Here is a 17,209-nt window from a genome sequence, read left to right as displayed (position 1 = left end):
GTTTTTTAGTCAAGAGTCATTACTCATTAGTCATTGGTCATTGGTCATTAGTCATTGGTCATTGGTCATTAGCAAATAACGAAAGACGAATGACAAATGATAATTTATCTACTTTCAAGGGTTTCCACTCGGAAACGTTCCACGGAGGCGATCAAATCGCGGGATACACCTACTAAGTGTTGTAGGGCACCTGAAACTCGCTGTGCTTCTTGGGAAGTTTCTTGGGCTGTGAGTTCTACTGATTGCATTACGTGAGCGACGGCGCGAGAGGTTTCCGTCTGTTCCACAGTATCGCTAGTGATGGAACGCACCAAGATATCGATGCGATTTGCCACTTGAATGATGTTTTCGAGCGATCGCTTGGCTTCTTCTGCCAGTTTTGTGCCTTTAATTACCTGTTGTGTACCTTCTTCCATCGCGGTCATTACGGAGCCTGTTTCGCTTTGGATTTGCATCACAATTTGTTCAATTTCTTTCAAGGATTTGGCAGATTTATCTGCTAACTGGCGCACTTCATCTGCTACGATTGCAAACCCGCGTCCAGCTTCTCCCGCCCTTGCCGCCTCAATACTGGCGTTAAGTGCGAGCAAGTTGGTTCTGGAAGCAATCTGAGAAATCAATGCCACAATTTTAGAAATTTCTTGGGAAGATTCCGCCAACCGCTTCACTTTTCGAGTTGTTTCGGCAACAGTTTCGCGAATTTCCAAAATCCCTGCCACAGTATTTTCTACTGCTTCGCCACCCTTGAGAGCGATCGTACTTGCATCGCGGGCGACGGTTTCGGCTTCTCGCGCCGCTTCTGCTACCCGCTGAATCGAATCGGTCATCACCTGTACAGAATTGAGCGTCACTGCCAATTCTTCTGCTTGGCGCAAAGCATCACTAGACAAGGCTCTAGCAAAAGTTTCCGAGTTAGTTGCACCTTTTGTCACTTCCTTGGCTGCCACTTTTACCTGTTGGACAATATCCCGCAGGTTTTGAATTGTTAGGTTAAAGGCGTCAGCTACGGCTCCGAGTACGTCGGCTGTGACTTCAGCTTGCACTGTTAAATCGCCTCTGGCTGCTCCTTCCACATCGTCCAACAACCGAATCACCTGGCGTTGCAGATTTTCCTTGGCTTCCTCTTGTTCGTCGGCTTTGCGTTGGGCTTCATTTGTGGTCGTGAAAATAATTCGCGCCATTTCATTAAAGCCACTGGCTAAATGCCCCAATTCATCTTCCGAATACACTGTGGCTTGAGCATTCAGATTTCCTTGACTTACAGCGTCAAACTGAGCTTGCAAATCCTTGGTTGTGCGCCGAATTTGCTTGAGTGTGATATTTCCCATGAAGCCTGCGGTAGCAAAACCCGTCAAACCAGCCGCTAGTGCCATTGCCCAACCTGTATTCCGCACACTTTCCCTTTGTTGGGCTGGAGAAAACGTAGTAGCAACAAAGCTAACTGTGGCTACAACCAGTGCTGAGGCAATACCCACAGTCCCAGCAATTAACCATTGCTTCCTTTGTATGGGGGCATTTTCTAACGGTGCTAACCAGCCTTGCTCGACGCTGACATTGGGTTCTACCTTCGAGACCTCTGCTTGGGTAAAGGCTGGAACTGGTTCGTGCGAACCAGTGATCGTAAATAGTTCCTCTTCCCGATCTGCTGTAGTACTTGGAAAAGCCTCCAGGATTTGAGCGCGTCCAGTACTACCGGTTTCTGCTGCGGCAGAATGCATCGCCACATCAGCAAAATCAGAATCTCCTTCGATGAGGTCAAACCCTGGAATATTACCTAAATCATCGAATTCCTCAAAGTCATCTAAAAATTCTATATTGCTCTTAGAATTTTCTCGATTCATTATATTGTTTGGTTCTTCATCAGAGTCAAAGCTCTCTGAACCAAAAGCAGACTCAAATGCCTGGATATCAAAACTTTCATCGTCATCAAAGCTATTTTTATCTAAGAATTCAACTGATTTAAACTGCTTTTTATCCGAAATGAAATTGTCGTCACCAGGTGAAGAATTATGAGAAAAATTTGGTTGGAATTTTGATTCTGTATCCAAGTCTTTTTGTTCCAACCAATTACTTGATTTTTTTGCTGAAGAATTATCTTGAGTGTTATATTCTAAGTTATTGGTTGGAAATCGATTGTTAGGTTTTTCTTCAGCAATCAATACAGTTTCGTCTGCAAAATGAGGTTGTTCAAGTTCTAAACTCTCAACACTATAATCTTGAGGCTGGGAATCACTCAAAAAATCGGCAAAATTATCGTTATTATTACCAATTGATGAGGTAGAATTTGAAGAGTAGTTATGATTGTTAATAGCTGAGTTTTCGTTAGTGGAATTTATTGCATTTTCTGTAAAATGACTACTCACTAATGATTCTTCCAGACCTTCTTGGGAGGTATCTTCTTGCCAAAAAGCAGGTAACTCTAATTCGGCTTCTTCCTCCAAACTATTGCTATTGGACTCTTGTTCCTCTAATTCTTCATTTAAGGCAAAAGGATCTTCCCCAAAATTTATAGAAGAATCTGATATGTCTTCTGCTGCAATATTGCCTTCTGTGGGTATATCAAATGGATTATTTGAAGATAGTTCTTCAACTGGATTCACAGTTTGTTGAGCATCTTCAAAAAAATTCAAATCCAAATTTTGGCTGTCAAATTCCTCACTAGCAGGCAAATCTTCTAATTCTTCTTCGCTATATGCCAGCGGATCGGACATTTCTAGGGAATTTATTTGCTCTTGCCTTGCAGATGTATCAAGCTGACCACCAAACGACTCTAGGTATTGATTAATATTCTCAATTCCATTATTGGCAAAACCAATAATTTCTGGGTCGTCAGTTAAGTCTAATACCTGCTGATATTCTTGTTTTGCGACATCGTACTGCTGCAAAACATAGTAGATGTGACCCCTTAATAAATGGGAGTTTGGGTCATCTGGCAAACTTTGCACCACTTGGTCAACTAAAGTGGCGGCAACGTCGTAATTCCTTTGAACATAGGCGGTCATCGCCTGTTGATATGTTGGTTCGCGATCGTCAATACTTGCTCCCATTTCCTCCTCCAATTTCATCCTGCCCATCGCGCACTCCGTAAAATAGCCGTTTGATCGAGCAGTCGTAGACACTGATTATTTTTAGCACCTAATACCCACTCACCACGTAAAAAAGGGGCCATAGTATCTGGAACACCTGTTGGTGGCATGAGATTCTGGACATCCAGCCAGTCCATACCGCCGATTTCCTCTACTGCTAAACCCACTATTGTGTCTTGTTCTTCAATGGCAATTACTGGAATTTCAGCTTTATCCGTGTTTAATACACTTGGTTCGCCTAAAAATTGACCCAAATCAGCCACCCAAATAACTCGACCTCGTAAATTTAGAGTACCCAAAAGTAAAGGAGAAGCATTAGGAATCGGGGTGATTCTATCAGGACTTAGTTCGATTACTTCCCGGATGCCAGTTGCTTGTAGTGCAAACTCCTGATGCGAGGGAATGTAAAACCTCAAATGTAACTCACCTTCAGGACTTTCTACTTGTAATTCTGGTCGGAAATGATCTTGACCACTGCCACTTAAAAAGTCCGGTTTGCTGACCATATTGCTTTTATCCTTATCCTCGCAGCAGTTGTTTGACTGTTCCTACCAACTCGGTTGGTTGAAATGGTTTGGCGATGTAGGCATCTGCACCTTGTTTCATGCCCCAGTAGCGATCGAATTCTTCGCCTTTGGAAGAACACATGACCACAGGAACATTTTGGGTTTTTGGATCGGACTTTAACCGCCGACAAACTTCGTACCCATTCATCCGGGGCATGACAATATCCAACACCACTAAATCGGGAGGTGCTACTTGAATTGCCTCTAATGCTTCTAATCCGTCACTGGCATGGGTGACTGTTAGTCCAGTTGCTTTGAGGAGGTCTGTAATCATCTCCCTTTGCGCGATACTGTCTTCTACAATCAGAACTGTACTCATAAGTGTCTATCTACCTCCTGATGTAACGTTCCTATTTGGAACATTCCCTGATTCCCCCGCAAGTATTAACTGTATAAATTAAATTTAGCTTTTCACTAATTTCCTAGATATTGAGGTTTCACTGGGTTGGCTCATTCTGTGATAACATCTTTTACCTCATCTTTTAGTAGATCCACAAGTATTGAATCTGTTTATCTGTTCCGTAGATGAGGGAGATGAGGGAGACGCGGGGACGCGGGGAATAAACCAATGCCCCATACTTCTCTACGAGAGGCTGCGCCAACGGCTGCGCTCAGTACAAGTGCCCCATGCCCAATGCCCAATGCCCATTTTCATTAGTTATTGATATATTTCCCTACAAGCATTAGTAATTCATTGTCTGTAAATGGTTTAGTTAAATAATCTGTTGCGCCGACCATGCTAGCTTTGACTCGATCGATAAATCCATCTTTACCCGTAAGCATGATAATCGGTGTGAGCCGAAATGCTGTTGAGTGTCGCAGCATAGCGCAAACCTCGTAGCCTTCTAATTCCGACATAGCAATGTCGCATAAAATTAAATCTGGTTTAAGTTGAAAAACTAGACCCATCGCCTCCAAGGGATTAGTGAGGACGATCGCTTCATAACCTTGTGCTTGTAAGATGGAATTTATAGTCTCACCGATGGCGATCGCATCGTCAATACATACTATCCGCCCCCTGTTTTTTTTATTCAATTCTGAGTTGTCAGTGTTAATCTCCGGTTGATTTGTTGGTGAATATACTAACTGAAGCCAACTCTGTTGCACATATGGATATATTGCCTTAGCGACTGTCAAAATGTCTCGGTTAAGATAACGAGCTAGTTGACGCAGGGATGTTTTACCATCAGCCCAATGTTGTAGTTTATTGACGGTTGCTGCTGGTAGCGACGAGTGTGTGTGAACTTTGTCAGATAGCACCAGTAATTGTTCGGGAGACTGAATATGCGGATAAAGTTGCTTCCATTCTTGCACTTGCCTAGTAATTTTTGTCACAAAGCGAGCAATCTCAAAAGTGTTTAATTGTGGGGCGAGTGCCGCACCTTGACGGAAAATGAAGTTACCTTGATGTAAGCTCAGCAAATCAAATAGGGTTTCATGCACCAAACCCTGGATAATACTGGCGGCTATTTTGGGGCTGATGATATTCTGTTCCAAGAGTGCCCAAAGATAGGCATACTCTGGTGCGTCGGTTGATGAGAGGGAAGCAATTTGTTTGTCGGCAAGCCGCATCTCAACTCGGTAATGATGTAAATAATCGCTAATTCTGGATAAGCTACTTTCCCCTTGTTGGCAATAGATGATTTGACCATTAAGGAAAAAAACGAACCAAGACTGTTGTCTGGCGGGATATTTACTAGCTTTGTCTGTACCAGATTTGTTGTTATGGTAATAGCTATGAGCTTCTACCCATAGTTGCCCAGTTCGTTGTCCCAATTCAATTAGTTGCAAAATACTGCAAATATCAATTTCATTTAAATTTCCCTGCATTGAGTTAAAAAATACTCCTAATAGTGGCGTTTATATTATTTGTGAATTGTGTCTATCAATCAATTTTGGATTTTAGATTTTGGATTGAAACGATCGCTTTGGGTAAGGACTTGAGAATTTGAAATTTTGAATTTTGGATTTGCCGACGAGCTACTGTGGTGCAGGGGTCTCCAGACTTGAGCGGACTCTCATCAATTTACATCGGAGCATATAGCTTGTTTCTTTGTACCACTTTGTGGAAGCAAGTTACGCATGGTGTTCCGTAGTAAAGTAGTACCAAGGTAATTTTTAATCTAAAATCTAAAATCTAAAATCTAAAATCTAAAATCGACACAGCTATAAACCTTAATCTTTCGTAATACACTTTGACAAAGCTAGTGTTAACACGGAAGTCATCATCACTGTCATCAGTACAAAATATAAAGGCGCGGCCAACTCGCTTTTATAAGTATCAAGACGTAACATCTCGCGTCTATAAATAGTTTTGTCTGTTTTGTTCTCCTCAACTTCGGTTCCGTGAAACAAGTTAACAGAATTATCTCAGGTATATCTCAAAACACGAAATTTAAGTGCATCAATAAGGACTAACAGTGTGCTGTATTTAGCAGAAGTACAAAAACAGAAAGGTGGTTTACTCAGTGGTGGTGGCAAAACCGAACTGAAACTACTAGCTTGTCAGCGAACTGACCAGAATTGGAGTACTGTGTCGGAAGAAGTGATTGCCGCTGAAGACGCAAGTAAATTAAATGATGGCGCCTTGGTACTGGTGGAACTGAATCCGAATCGTCAAGTACAAAGGATTCAAGAAGCAGGGCGGCCGCTAGTCAATATTTTGCAGAATTTTTCTCGCCAATTGGAAAAATTTAAGCTCAAGGAAGATGAGATAGATCAGTGGAAACAGTCGCTGACATTTCAGGCGCAAGAGTTGAATCGCCGTGAAATGGAAATGGAAGCACGCCTGGAACAGTTGCAAAACATGGAAGAGGATTTGCAACAACTAGAGGAGCAAAAACAGGAAGTTGATACATCTCGTGGGGAGATTGAACGCTTACAAGCAGAAATTGAGCGCAACCGTCAGGAATTGGAAGGCGCTTGGGAGCATTTGCGCGGCGAGCAGCGCCGGTTAGAGGAGCGTCAAGTTGATTTTAAACAAGGGACGACTTTGGATGAAGCGCAAAGTCGGGCGATGAGTGAATTACTCGATCGCTTATCAAATCGCATTCTTCCCACAGAAACAGTAAAACAAGACCTCGATGTTAGCTTTGAATTGCTAGAAAAGCAGCAAGCTATTCTAAGTCCCCATTGGGAACAACTACAGCAACAAAAAACTGCGATCGCTCAACAACAGGAAGAAGTTGAGCGCTTGTCACAAATATTTAGCGATCGCCAAAACGCATGGCAACAAGGACAAAATTCGCTAGTCCAGCAAACAGCGCAATTGCAGATTAGTACAGCAGAGCTTAACAGCAAGCAAGACTATATTCAAATACTTAAAGAACAGTTACGCAATCAAGAAGATTTATATCAACAAATTCACACTTTAGCTGCAACATCTGGTGATGTGGTTCTTGGCCAGAAAATTGATGTGGAAGCTTTACAAAAAATGCCTCTAGATGAACTACAAAAGATAGTCCAAGACTTAGAGCAGAAATTAGAAATAGACGCAAGCTTTGTTCACGATCAAGAACAAGAACTGAAATATAAGCAAGAAGCTATAGAAGAACTAGAAAAGAAATTAAACCAAGCATCTGACCAGGATCACATCAATTTAGAACTGGAACTAAGGGATGAAAACGACCACTATCAGATGTTAAATTCTAGTTTAGTGGGACAACGCCGCAACATGCTACAGCGGCAGAAGTTTCTCAAGCAACATCAAAATATATTGCTGCGGCGACAAGGACATACTCTTCCTGACGAACAAGAGGGTAATCAAATTAATTTAGAGCCGATTCTCTTACAAATTGAAACCCAGCGACAACAATATTCACAGGAAATCCAAAAGTTGGAACGCGAGATTGAACAGATGCGTGCTGGTATCGATTTAGCCCAAGGAATGATTGACAATCAAACCCACGATTTGGAAGACAAGCAGCAAGAACTCAAAGCGATCGAAGAAAACTTGCTGTCTTTAAGAACAGCAACCGCTCAATGCTGTGGTCGAGTGAACCTCTACGAAGAAGCACTACAACCAATTCAGGATTGTCTAGACAGTTTACGGCAAAAACTCCAAGGAATTGGAGAATCTTTGGATCGATTCAAGGAGACTGGCGATCATCAGCTACAGGCGATCGCTCAGATGCGCCAAACTCTTCAAAGTTTGATATCTCAACCAGAATTGTTAGCGTCTTAAAAAGTCCGTTGACTGTGAACAGTGGGATATTTTTTTATTTGGAAGTCCCTAAGAATAACTTTAGCTATTAGCCTTGAACTAAAGTTCAAGGCGGGTGACTAGGCATTCTGCTGTGCAGCAAGCCGGACAGATGCTACATCAACATTGAGTTGTTGAGCAATCTCTTCTACACTCATCCCTGTTTTTAGTAATAGGGGGACAGTAACTTTCAGCATTTCAGCTTCCCGTTCTTCTCGACCTTCTTCTCGACCCTCAGCTTTCGCTTCTTGGTAAACTCTTGTTTCTTGTAAAGTCAATCCCAGCATAGCTTCTACTTCCTCTCTACTCAAGGTCGAAAACTTATAAACAGCAATTGTGGTAATAATATCTATGATTTCGTTTTTCGGCAGTGCGTCTGTTGACTCTAATTGTACTCGTTGAATTAATAGACGAGCTTGTTGTGCGATCGCTTTCTCCAAGGCGATTGTTAACTGCATTAAATTGATGCCTATTGGCTACTGATTGAAAGTGCCTAACTCATCCAAATAAATGCGCTGCACTTGGTCACTGTTTAAAAATATTCGATGAGTTCTGGTATCGCTTGCCTCCAAACTGCGTGATGGAAAAATTACCACACAATACCAGTCATCATATTGAGACTAATTCCGGTTTAAATACATCATCGACTCAGTAAAGAACCGATGATAAAGAGCTTCATCTTTCTAAAATTGAACTTCTGCAAAAAAGATAGTTCTGGGTTTTACATCCTCTGGAGGTAAAAAGACGCCATCAATACGAAAGGCTGTTTCTTTCACCTCAACGGACTCAAATCGATAGTTCTCTGCCTGCTCAGGACGGTAATCTATGAGTTCAAAAAGTAACCCAGGAAAGCGCTTAAAAATTTGGTAATAAATTGAGTCGCGTTTCACTTAAATATTGAAATTATTCATTTGATTGATTAGTATTAATTCTATGGTTAATATCTACAAATATATTAATTATTTTCCTGCTTTTTATATAAATGCTATGCTCAAAACTATTTCAAACAAATCCAATCGCCTTGTACTTGAGCGATCGCACCACCAGGAAAAGGATCGGTTTGCGATCGATTTGGTGCTGTAATCAAAGCGGTTAATTTTTCAATGTGTTCAAAACTAGGCGCATCAGGAAGTACTTGCTGCAATACCTGACGCATTACGCGACGTTGCAATGCCAATGGCGCTTTCTGCAATACTCGACGATTTAACCGTAAAGTAATAAGAGAATTTTCTTCATCCCCCATGCCCAATGCCCCATGCCCCATGCCCAATGCGCTATCCCGCAACTGCCCAGCAGCTTTTTCTAAATATTCCACTTCAGCTTGCAGAAGTTCTGCTGTTTGAGCTAAGGCTGATTCTACTTGAGGATTAAAATTTTGCCGCAAATATGGCAATAACTCTTGACGGATGCGATTGCGGGCGTATTGCAAATCTTGATTAGTGGAATCTTCCCAAATTGGTAGTTGAAAATCTTGACAAAATTGCTGTGTTTGTGTGCGAGTAATTTCTAAAAGTGGGCGCACTAGGATAATGCCTGTAGTTAAAGGGCGTTGCCAAGTCAGGGCTTGCAAACCATCAGCACCAGTACCGCGAATTAAATTGTAGAGGAGAGTTTCAGCGCGATCGCTTGCGGTATGTCCTGTAACAATATATTGATAATTATTTGCTTGGGCGATCGCACTTAAAGCTTCATATCGCCAATCCCGTGCAGCAGCTTCACTATTTATAGGTTCGTTGGCTGTTTCTAAATAAAACGATATACCCCAACTTTTAGCTAACTTTTCTACGTGATGAGCATTAGCTTGGGAGTCAGAACGCCAGCGATGATCGCAGTGAGCGATACCTAAATGCCATTCCCATTTTGGTTGTAAATCTAACAGTAATTTAATTAAACACAGGGAATCTTGTCCACCCGAAACAGCGATTAATAGCCTTTGATGACGCTCAAATAAATGGCGCGATCGAATAGTGCGATGTATTTTTGCATGTAGAGGAGTCCATGCCATTTTCAATTTTTTACCGCAGATGGACACAACCAATTTTTTATTGTATCAGTCTGTATATAAATCTTATTTAATTTTGTTGAACTGCTAAAAAACCACCGAAAATGATTCATAATTCAATTACGAATTATGAATTATGAATCATTTTAGTTTTCTACTTGTTTGAGCTTTTGAAAAATTTCATCAAGTGGTGATTCAGAGCCTTCAGGGCAAAATTCTAAAGCAAGCCTAACTTTTCCTTTTTTCCATCCCTGAGTACTAAATTGTAAAACTTCACAATTTAATCCTTCGGTATACAAATTTACTTCATTTGTTCCCTCTGCTCCAAGATAATCCTTAATTGCTGTAATTAAATCACGAACCTTAAAAGTTTTAGCAATATTTAACTTGTTAAAAGTGTCTGGTTCTATAGACACAACTTCATCGTGATTTAGTCTTTCAAATCCATCTTCCATAAAAATCTCCTCTTACTAAATCTATAATTTCCACAGATTTAGCAGTTCATCCGAAATAAAATGATGATTTTGTAAATTTTGTGATTGAAAATTGGGTTTGATTTGTCAGCTTATTTATTTAGGCAGGGAGTTGGGAGTTGGGAGTCCGGAATCACCCTTTTTGAGTTAAGGGCGAGTTTTTTCACACAATCAAATAGGAGTATGAAATAAGTACTAAGTGATGAGTAAAAAATACTTAACACTTAGCACTATTTTGCTGAGATTTTTAGAAAAACCAACCGTAAGAATGCAAACCTTTACCCAAAAGATTTACACCGAGATAACAAACCCAAACAACAACAAAGCCGGTGGCGGCTAAAATTGCGGGACGACGACCTTGCCAACCGCGAGTAATTCTGGCATGGAGGTAGGCGGCGAACACTAACCAAGTGATTAACGCCCAAGTTTCTTTAGGGTCCCAACTCCAATAAGAACCCCAGGCTTCGTTAGCCCAAACGCCACCAGCAATAATGCCAATTGTTAGCAGGGGAAATCCTAGTCCAATAATGCGATAGCTGATGTTGTCGAGAGTTTCGGCAAGGCTAAGGCGTTGGGGTGAAAGAGGTTCAGAATTTGGGATTTCGGATTTGGGATTTGCGATTGGGGTTGTTGTGACTAAACCCAAAACAGCGGTGTTAGCGTTACCGTTACCATTGCTAGTACTTTCAAAACGAGCAAAGCCGTTATTTTCCACAGGCGGTGCTGGTGATTCAGAAGTCAGTTCAGCTGCTTTGTGTAAACGGTAGCCGTTGCTGCGATAGCCACCAGTACCAACAGAACTCCCTTGTAGTTGGATGTTTTGAGCGCGAGTGACAATTAGAAAAGCGATCGCCAATAGCGAACCTACCATCAAAGCAGAATAACTCAACATCATGACACTGACATGCATCATCAGCCAATTTGACTTCAAAGCAGGTACTAAGGGTTCTGACATTTGCATCTGGGATGGTAGCGTCATCGTAGCAAAAGCCACGATCGCCATTGCCACCGGAGCTGTCGCAACTCCAACTAAGCGGCTACGGCTGCTATTTTCAGCAATCAGATGAACTGTAGTGATTCCCCAAGTTAAGAAAAACAAAGATTCATACAAATTGCTGAGAGGAAAATAACCCGCTTCTATCCATCGTGCCCCTAACAGTGTAGCTATACACAAATTAGCGATCGCCATCCCAGCTGTCCCCAAAGCGGCTAGATAAGGCAGATTCGGAAAAGCCGCACCTCCCCAATACACCAGCATTGTCAGGAATAATACGGCAAAGGAAGCATTGTCCAGCCAGTTCTGGAGTACAACCAGATTCATAAAGTCTTCTCTCCGTGGATTCTTTAAAATATCAATTCTGACTGTTCTGATCCTATCTGTATTAGAGGGGAATGGGGAATAGGGTATGGGGCATTGGGCATGGGGCATAGGGGAGAATAATAATTCTTAATTCTTAACTCCGCCCTATGCCCCATCCCCTATTTACTCACTTTTTTGAGTGCTATAAAAATGTCATAACGATTACTACGACTATCGCTAACAGCAGATGTCATGCCAATTGAGCGCGTTGCACCTAGCAAAGTTTGTTGGTTGGGGATCAGAATTGGTAACGGAAAATTTTTCGCAGTTCGTTCTACATCTAGGAAAAATTGACTATTTGTCGGATTGGGTTCTGTAGGAACTGTTTGCTGGAAGGGAAGAGTACTAGCTAGTGTGTTATTGGGTTTGGGAAGAATTTTATCAGTGATGGGAGCGCCCATTACAAAGAAAGCTACATCTCCATCTAACCAGCCGTGGGTGGCGGTTAAAGTACCATAAGGTGATACCCAGTTAACAACGGGTTGACCTGCAACTTTCCCCGGTTGGACTTGGAACTGGTATTGATTTGTCATTACTTCATCAAGCTGACTTATAGCTGCTTGGGCTAATTTGCGATCGCTTGTTTGTACCATGAACAGCAAACCCGCACGAAAATTATCTGGTGAACCTTCTTTTGGGGTGTTAGGAATCACTGATAAGGAAAACTCGCCTTTCATCCAACTGAGTAAATCTTTATCTAAATCGAGATCGGTAAGAGATTTTATACCACCTCGCAGTTGTTCTGGTGCAATGGGTGAGAGGGGATTTCTCTGAGATGTTAAAACATATTCTCCCCACAACCGCTGTAAGTTTCCGCCAGAGAGCATCATTAAGGTTTCTGCTGGTAGGCGACTTTGCATTTTCCCGGCTTTGTTTTCCACCGACAGCACGCGTTGACTATTGGGATTTAGCCAAGAAACGCCTTTTAAGCGGATTCCTTCTGGCTCTAAGGTCATAGTCGCTGCTAAACCTTGGTTATTTTGCAGTTGAGCTAAAACTTGAGCAGGTAAAGGGCGGTTTGGAGTAGCAGCAGCTATTTTGGCTGCTGTTGGTACATTGACATAAAACTGGGCAAAGGGCTGTTTATTGGCGATTTTCGGGAAATTTTCTGCAAAGCCCCCTGTTGTAGCTAGGGATGTTTGACTTTTGTAGGCATCAATCGTTCTTTCTGTAGCTTTGGGACTATCAGTTATCACTAAGAAATGTCCATCTAGCAATGCTGCCGAAAAGTTTTCTCCTGATTGTCCCTGATTTTGTTTGATGGCAATTCCTTGATAAGTGCGGTCAACCCATTTGCCTTGTTTGAGGATTTTGGGTTGTGCGAAGATGCTTTTAGCTATTTCTGAGTTTTTTACTGGTAACACCATTACCATTGACTGCTGATCTCCAGTCAGATTTTCATCGGTGGTAACTGGTTTGGATGCGGATTTACTTGCTGTTTTTGGCCCCAGAATCGCAATTGTAACGTTATTGCCTACCCAAGGAGCAATATCTTTCTGGAAGTCGTAACCATTATTAGTTAGAAAGCGATCGCGCAACTGTACTAAATTTTTATCTAGTTCTGCTTGGGTTTCCTTTGTCCCAAACTCCCGTAATTTTTGCCATTGCTGGGGATCTGTTGTTAAGGAAACCGCAAACAAAGCATCACCAGGAATAATATTTGCACCTACTAGCAAATCGTTCCAAGATGGTTGTCTTTGCAACCAATATGCTGCACTTCCGGCAGCAATTAATAACCCAGCAGACGATAACGTCAGCACCAAAGACGGTTTCTTATTTTTCTTCATGGGAACAGACACAAGAGGCGGTGCCATTGAAACCTAATACCTCATACTTGCAAACTCATTACTTACTTGATTGCTTAAGTCAATCAATTTTGGATTTTAAATTTTGGATTTTCGATTGACCCCGACCACTCTGGGTAAGAGCTTAAGGGTTTTAAGTTTTGTGAAAAGTCAGAGCGCCGGCTTTTGGCGATCGCGCAACCTTTAGCGAGCTTGCGAACGTCTACCTGCGAGATACCGCAGGGTACTGAACTTTTCAAGACCGATTTTAGATTTGTTCCGCACACGAGGCACGGGCACGAACCGAAATAATCTAAAATTTAAAATCGGCACGGTTAACCAAAAAGTTTTTCGTTATTTAGGGTAGCTAAGTGGAAAAATTTTTCCACCCTAGACATCGATTGTATTTCCGTAATCAATTTTCCTACTGTTTCAAAAGCGCTGTTTTAGTGGTTAGTTACCTTTTTTAACACGCTTTGCTGAATTTCGCAGAATGCTTCCTTTGAAAGGATGCCTCTGTGGAAAGTCTTCGATAGTTCAATTCCCTATTTCAGGCAATTCGAGGATATAACTAAGTTGGCAAAGCTGCAAGTCATTAGTAATTTACACTTCCTTATATTTACAGAACTGCTATCTGTTATCTTGACTTTATATAACCTAAAATAATTCAGTATCTGGTATTTTGTATTGGTTGCCAATAAAGGAATCTAAATAGTTTATTAAATTATAATTTAAGCAAAATAGTATTATTTAAAACTAGAACAACAGTTATTTTTACTGAGTAATAACTGCTAATTTTTTGAAATCAAAAATTAAATAATTAAAAATTAATCATATTGGCAATATTTGAGTAGAGACACAAAATTCTGCGTTTCTACTACAAATTGCCCAAATCGTCGCTTTTTCGCCACTATACCTCAGCATTCACAGCACTTAACTGCATAGGCCCCAAATATTTCGTTAAATAAGGCGAAAAAACTTCATAAATCAAGGTAAGCGGCTGTCCATGATGCCAAAAAAGGTAGTGACGACCCCAAAAAGGGCCATTTACGTTAAAACCTGACTGTAGGGCCGAAGAATAACCGTAATAAATTCCTCGTACATCCCGATACAACTCTGTGCGGAGACGAGCTAAACTAGCCCAAATTGGTAATGAGCGATTTTGCAAATACTCATCTACATGGCTGGCTTCCCACCAAGAAGTTGCATAAGCTAATCGCTGACCAGAAGCAGTACGCAGCCACACTTGTCGCCGTAGTCGCGGCCCTGGCACAGCTTGGATTAAGTCAGGGGCATTATCCAAGTCCATACCAATTAATGACATATCGATCACATCTACTTCTGTAGGCTCACCTGTGAGCAATTCTAAGTGACGTGTTGGTGAACCGTCCCCCAAAAGTAGTAGCTGCCAAGCGGGTGCAAGCTGAGTGTGAGGCAAACTTTTTTGAATTACTTCCTCCCCTCCTTGCCAAATCGGATTCAGGCGATGCCAAGCTGATGGCAGTGTTAAGTTGTTCGTTGGCGTAAAAGTAATAGTCAATGTTTTTTACAAAACTTCACCTATCTCTATAAAAGCATAAAAAATCATAGAGTCATTAGTTATTAGTCATTGGTCATTTGTCATTGGAAGTTAAGAGTTAGGAGTTGGGAGTTTCGAGTTATTATTCTCCTCTGCTCCTCTGCTCCCCATCTTCCCTGCTCCTCATCTCCCCATGCCCACTTAAGATTTAAGGGTCAACAGTCTCAGGTGTTTCGACCCTTAGACTATTGACCCTTGATGAGTAAACTAAAAATGCGGATGGCGAGACTCGAACTCGCAAGGCAAAGCCACACGCACCTCAAGCGTGCGCGTATACCAATTCCGCCACATCCGCGCATGTTGTCTAAATATAGACTATAGCATAAGAAAATAATTATAGTAAGGTGAGTTCTCAGTTCCAGTTCCGAAAAATTTCAGTGTACGGTTTTATAAATTTCTTCAAGGCGGTATCAGACTGACAGAAATGTAGCAGATGCACAAGTGATATTAAAAGGGTTAGAGCTATTGTAAGAGGCACAATGGGGGACAAAAGCTGTCGTTTAAAAGGTGATGCCTTTTGAGCGAGATACTAATTTGGGAAACTGGACAAGATTAGCAACAGCAATGTTGTTAATCTAGTTAAGCCCCGTAAAGGCAGCAAGCCCAATTCTTGACTTTGGTGAAGATGAAGGTTGGGAATCTCCTGTCATAATTTGAAATAACGCGAAAGCGTTGTTGCAAATCAGATGGGAGAAAATGTCAATCTACTGGTACTAATATCGAAACTCCAAAATGAAGTTTGACAAAATATTAATTGCCAATCGGGGAGAAATCGCCCTTCGCATTCTCCGCGCCTGTGAAGAAATGGGAATTGCGACAGTTGCGGTTCACTCCAGTGTTGACCGTAATGCTCTCCACGTTCAACTTGCTGATGAAGCGGTTTGCATTGGCGAACCTGCTAGCAGTAAGAGTTATTTGAATATTCCTAATATCATTGCTGCTGCATTGACTCGCAATGCCACTGCTATTCATCCAGGTTATGGGTTTTTGGCGGAAAATGCCAAATTTGCAGAAATCTGTGCTGCCCATGACATTGCCTTTATCGGCCCAACTCCTGAAGCTATCAGGCTGATGGGGGATAAATCTACTGCTAAAGAAACCATGCAAAAAGCTGGAGTTCCGACAGTACCGGGTAGTAATGGGTTAGTAGAATCTGAGCAAGAAGGATTACAATTCGCTAAGGATATCGGCTATCCAGTAATGATTAAAGCCACAGCAGGTGGCGGTGGCCGGGGTATGCGTTTGGTGCGTTCTGAAGACGAATTTGTCAAACTTTTTCTAGCAGCCCAAGGGGAAGCAGGAGCAGCTTTTGGTAATTCTGGCGTTTACATAGAAAAATTTATTGAACGTCCTCGGCACATTGAATTTCAAGTTTTGGCTGATAACTACGGCAATGTCATCCACTTAGGCGAACGAGATTGCTCAATTCAGCGCCGGAATCAAAAGTTATTAGAAGAGGCTCCTAGTCCGGCTCTTGATTCAGACCTGCGGGAGAAAATGGGACAAGCTGCTGTCAAGGCTGCCCAATTCATTAACTACACTGGGGCAGGCACTATCGAGTTTCTCTTGGATAGATTCGGTAAATTCTACTTTATGGAAATGAACACCCGAATTCAAGTAGAACATCCAGTAACAGAGATGATTACTGGAGTAGACTTGGTTGCTGAACAAATCAGGATTGCCCAAGGGGAAAGACTCAAGCTTACCCAAGACGAAGTAGTTTTGCGTGGTCATGCGATCGAATGTCGGATTAATGCTGAAGACCCCGATCATGATTTTCGCCCATCTCCGGGACGGATCAGCGGCTATCTCCCCCCTGGGGGTCCTGGTGTTCGCATTGATTCCCATGTCTACACAGATTACCAAATTCCCCCTTATTACGATTCCTTGATTGGCAAATTAATTGTTTGGGGGCCAGATCGCCCTACTGCTATTAACCGCATGAAACGCGCACTACGGGAATGTGCCATTACCGGATTACCCACTACTATCGGGTTTCACCAAAAAATCATGGAAACTCCACAGTTTTTACAGGGTAACGTGTATACAAATTTTGTGCAGGAGATGAACGGCTAGGGGACTGGTGACTGGGGACTGGGGAGATGGCTTCGCCAAGGGGAAAGGGAAAAGGGGGGATCTTTCTTTGCACCTTGCCCCA

General features: G+C 42.0%; 11 protein-coding genes, 1 tRNA gene and 1 pseudogene. 2 read left to right on the top strand and 11 right to left on the bottom strand.

The window, feature by feature from the left end:
- Window positions 1-104: 104 nt before the first annotated feature.
- The 4 genes from H6H03_RS11480 to H6H03_RS11465 all read right to left on the bottom strand — a co-directional run bounded on the left by H6H03_RS11480 (window position 105) and on the right by H6H03_RS11465 (window position 5,482).
- Window positions 105-3,047 carry a methyl-accepting chemotaxis protein gene (locus H6H03_RS11480; protein ID WP_190955255.1) on the bottom strand — a complete coding sequence of 981 codons (2,943 nt, stop codon included), beginning with the start codon at window positions 3,045-3,047 and terminating at the stop codon, window positions 105-107.
- A gap of 14 nt (window positions 3,048-3,061) precedes the next feature.
- The gene (locus H6H03_RS11475; protein ID WP_190955254.1) at window positions 3,062-3,592 is read right to left on the bottom strand and encodes a chemotaxis protein CheW; all 531 of its coding nucleotides are present in this window, start codon (window positions 3,590-3,592) and stop codon (window positions 3,062-3,064) included.
- Between the two features lie 13 nt (window positions 3,593-3,605).
- Window positions 3,606-3,971: a response regulator transcription factor gene (locus H6H03_RS11470; protein ID WP_012412195.1), complete on the bottom strand. Its 366-nt coding sequence runs from the start codon at window positions 3,969-3,971 to the stop codon at window positions 3,606-3,608.
- Between the two features lie 335 nt (window positions 3,972-4,306).
- Entirely contained in the window at window positions 4,307-5,482 is a 1,176-nt protein-coding gene (locus H6H03_RS11465; protein WP_190955253.1) for a response regulator, read from the bottom strand.
- Between the two features lie 592 nt (window positions 5,483-6,074).
- Here H6H03_RS11465 and hmpF point away from each other — a divergent pair.
- Window positions 6,075-7,835 (top strand): pilus motility taxis protein HmpF, encoded by a 1,761-nt coding sequence (gene hmpF, locus H6H03_RS11460; protein WP_190955252.1) that lies wholly within the window; start codon window positions 6,075-6,077, stop codon window positions 7,833-7,835.
- 98 nt (window positions 7,836-7,933) lie between these two features.
- Here the strand turns inward: hmpF and H6H03_RS11455 are convergent.
- From H6H03_RS11455 to H6H03_RS11425, 7 genes and pseudogenes are all read right to left on the bottom strand, one after another.
- Window positions 7,934-8,743 (bottom strand): annotated as a pseudogene (locus H6H03_RS11455) (Rpn family recombination-promoting nuclease/putative transposase).
- Between the two features lie 107 nt (window positions 8,744-8,850).
- Window positions 8,851-9,858, bottom strand: a complete 1,008-nt coding sequence (gene tilS / locus H6H03_RS11450) for a tRNA lysidine(34) synthetase TilS (RefSeq protein ID WP_190955251.1) — start codon at window positions 9,856-9,858, stop codon at window positions 8,851-8,853.
- A 143-nt stretch (window positions 9,859-10,001) separates the two neighbouring features.
- Window positions 10,002-10,310, bottom strand: coding sequence for a KGK domain-containing protein (locus H6H03_RS11445; protein ID WP_190955250.1), 309 nt, complete (start codon window positions 10,308-10,310; stop codon window positions 10,002-10,004).
- Between the two features lie 265 nt (window positions 10,311-10,575).
- The gene (gene ccsB / locus H6H03_RS11440) at window positions 10,576-11,649 is read right to left on the bottom strand and encodes a c-type cytochrome biogenesis protein CcsB (RefSeq protein WP_190955249.1); all 1,074 of its coding nucleotides are present in this window, start codon (window positions 11,647-11,649) and stop codon (window positions 10,576-10,578) included.
- Between the two features lie 158 nt (window positions 11,650-11,807).
- Window positions 11,808-13,502 carry a DUF3352 domain-containing protein gene (locus H6H03_RS11435; protein WP_190955248.1) on the bottom strand — a complete coding sequence of 565 codons (1,695 nt, stop codon included), beginning with the start codon at window positions 13,500-13,502 and terminating at the stop codon, window positions 11,808-11,810.
- An 880-nt stretch (window positions 13,503-14,382) separates the two neighbouring features.
- Window positions 14,383-15,012, bottom strand: coding sequence for a chorismate lyase (locus H6H03_RS11430; protein ID WP_190955247.1), 630 nt, complete (start codon window positions 15,010-15,012; stop codon window positions 14,383-14,385).
- Window positions 15,013-15,265: 253 nt separating this feature from the next.
- Window positions 15,266-15,346, bottom strand: a tRNA-Leu gene (locus H6H03_RS11425).
- Window positions 15,347-15,783: 437 nt separating this feature from the next.
- On the opposite strand from H6H03_RS11425, the gene accC reads away from it, so the two are divergent.
- Window positions 15,784-17,127 carry an acetyl-CoA carboxylase biotin carboxylase subunit gene (accC, locus tag H6H03_RS11420; protein ID WP_190955246.1) on the top strand — a complete coding sequence of 448 codons (1,344 nt, stop codon included), beginning with the start codon at window positions 15,784-15,786 and terminating at the stop codon, window positions 17,125-17,127.
- Window positions 17,128-17,209: the final 82 nt, after the last annotated feature.

Origin of the sequence: Nostoc paludosum FACHB-159 (genome assembly GCF_014698835.1) — a bacterium.
Lineage (GTDB): Bacteria > Cyanobacteriota > Cyanobacteriia > Cyanobacteriales > Nostocaceae > Nostoc > Nostoc paludosum.
This window is presented reverse-complemented; position numbering and strand designations above follow the sequence as displayed.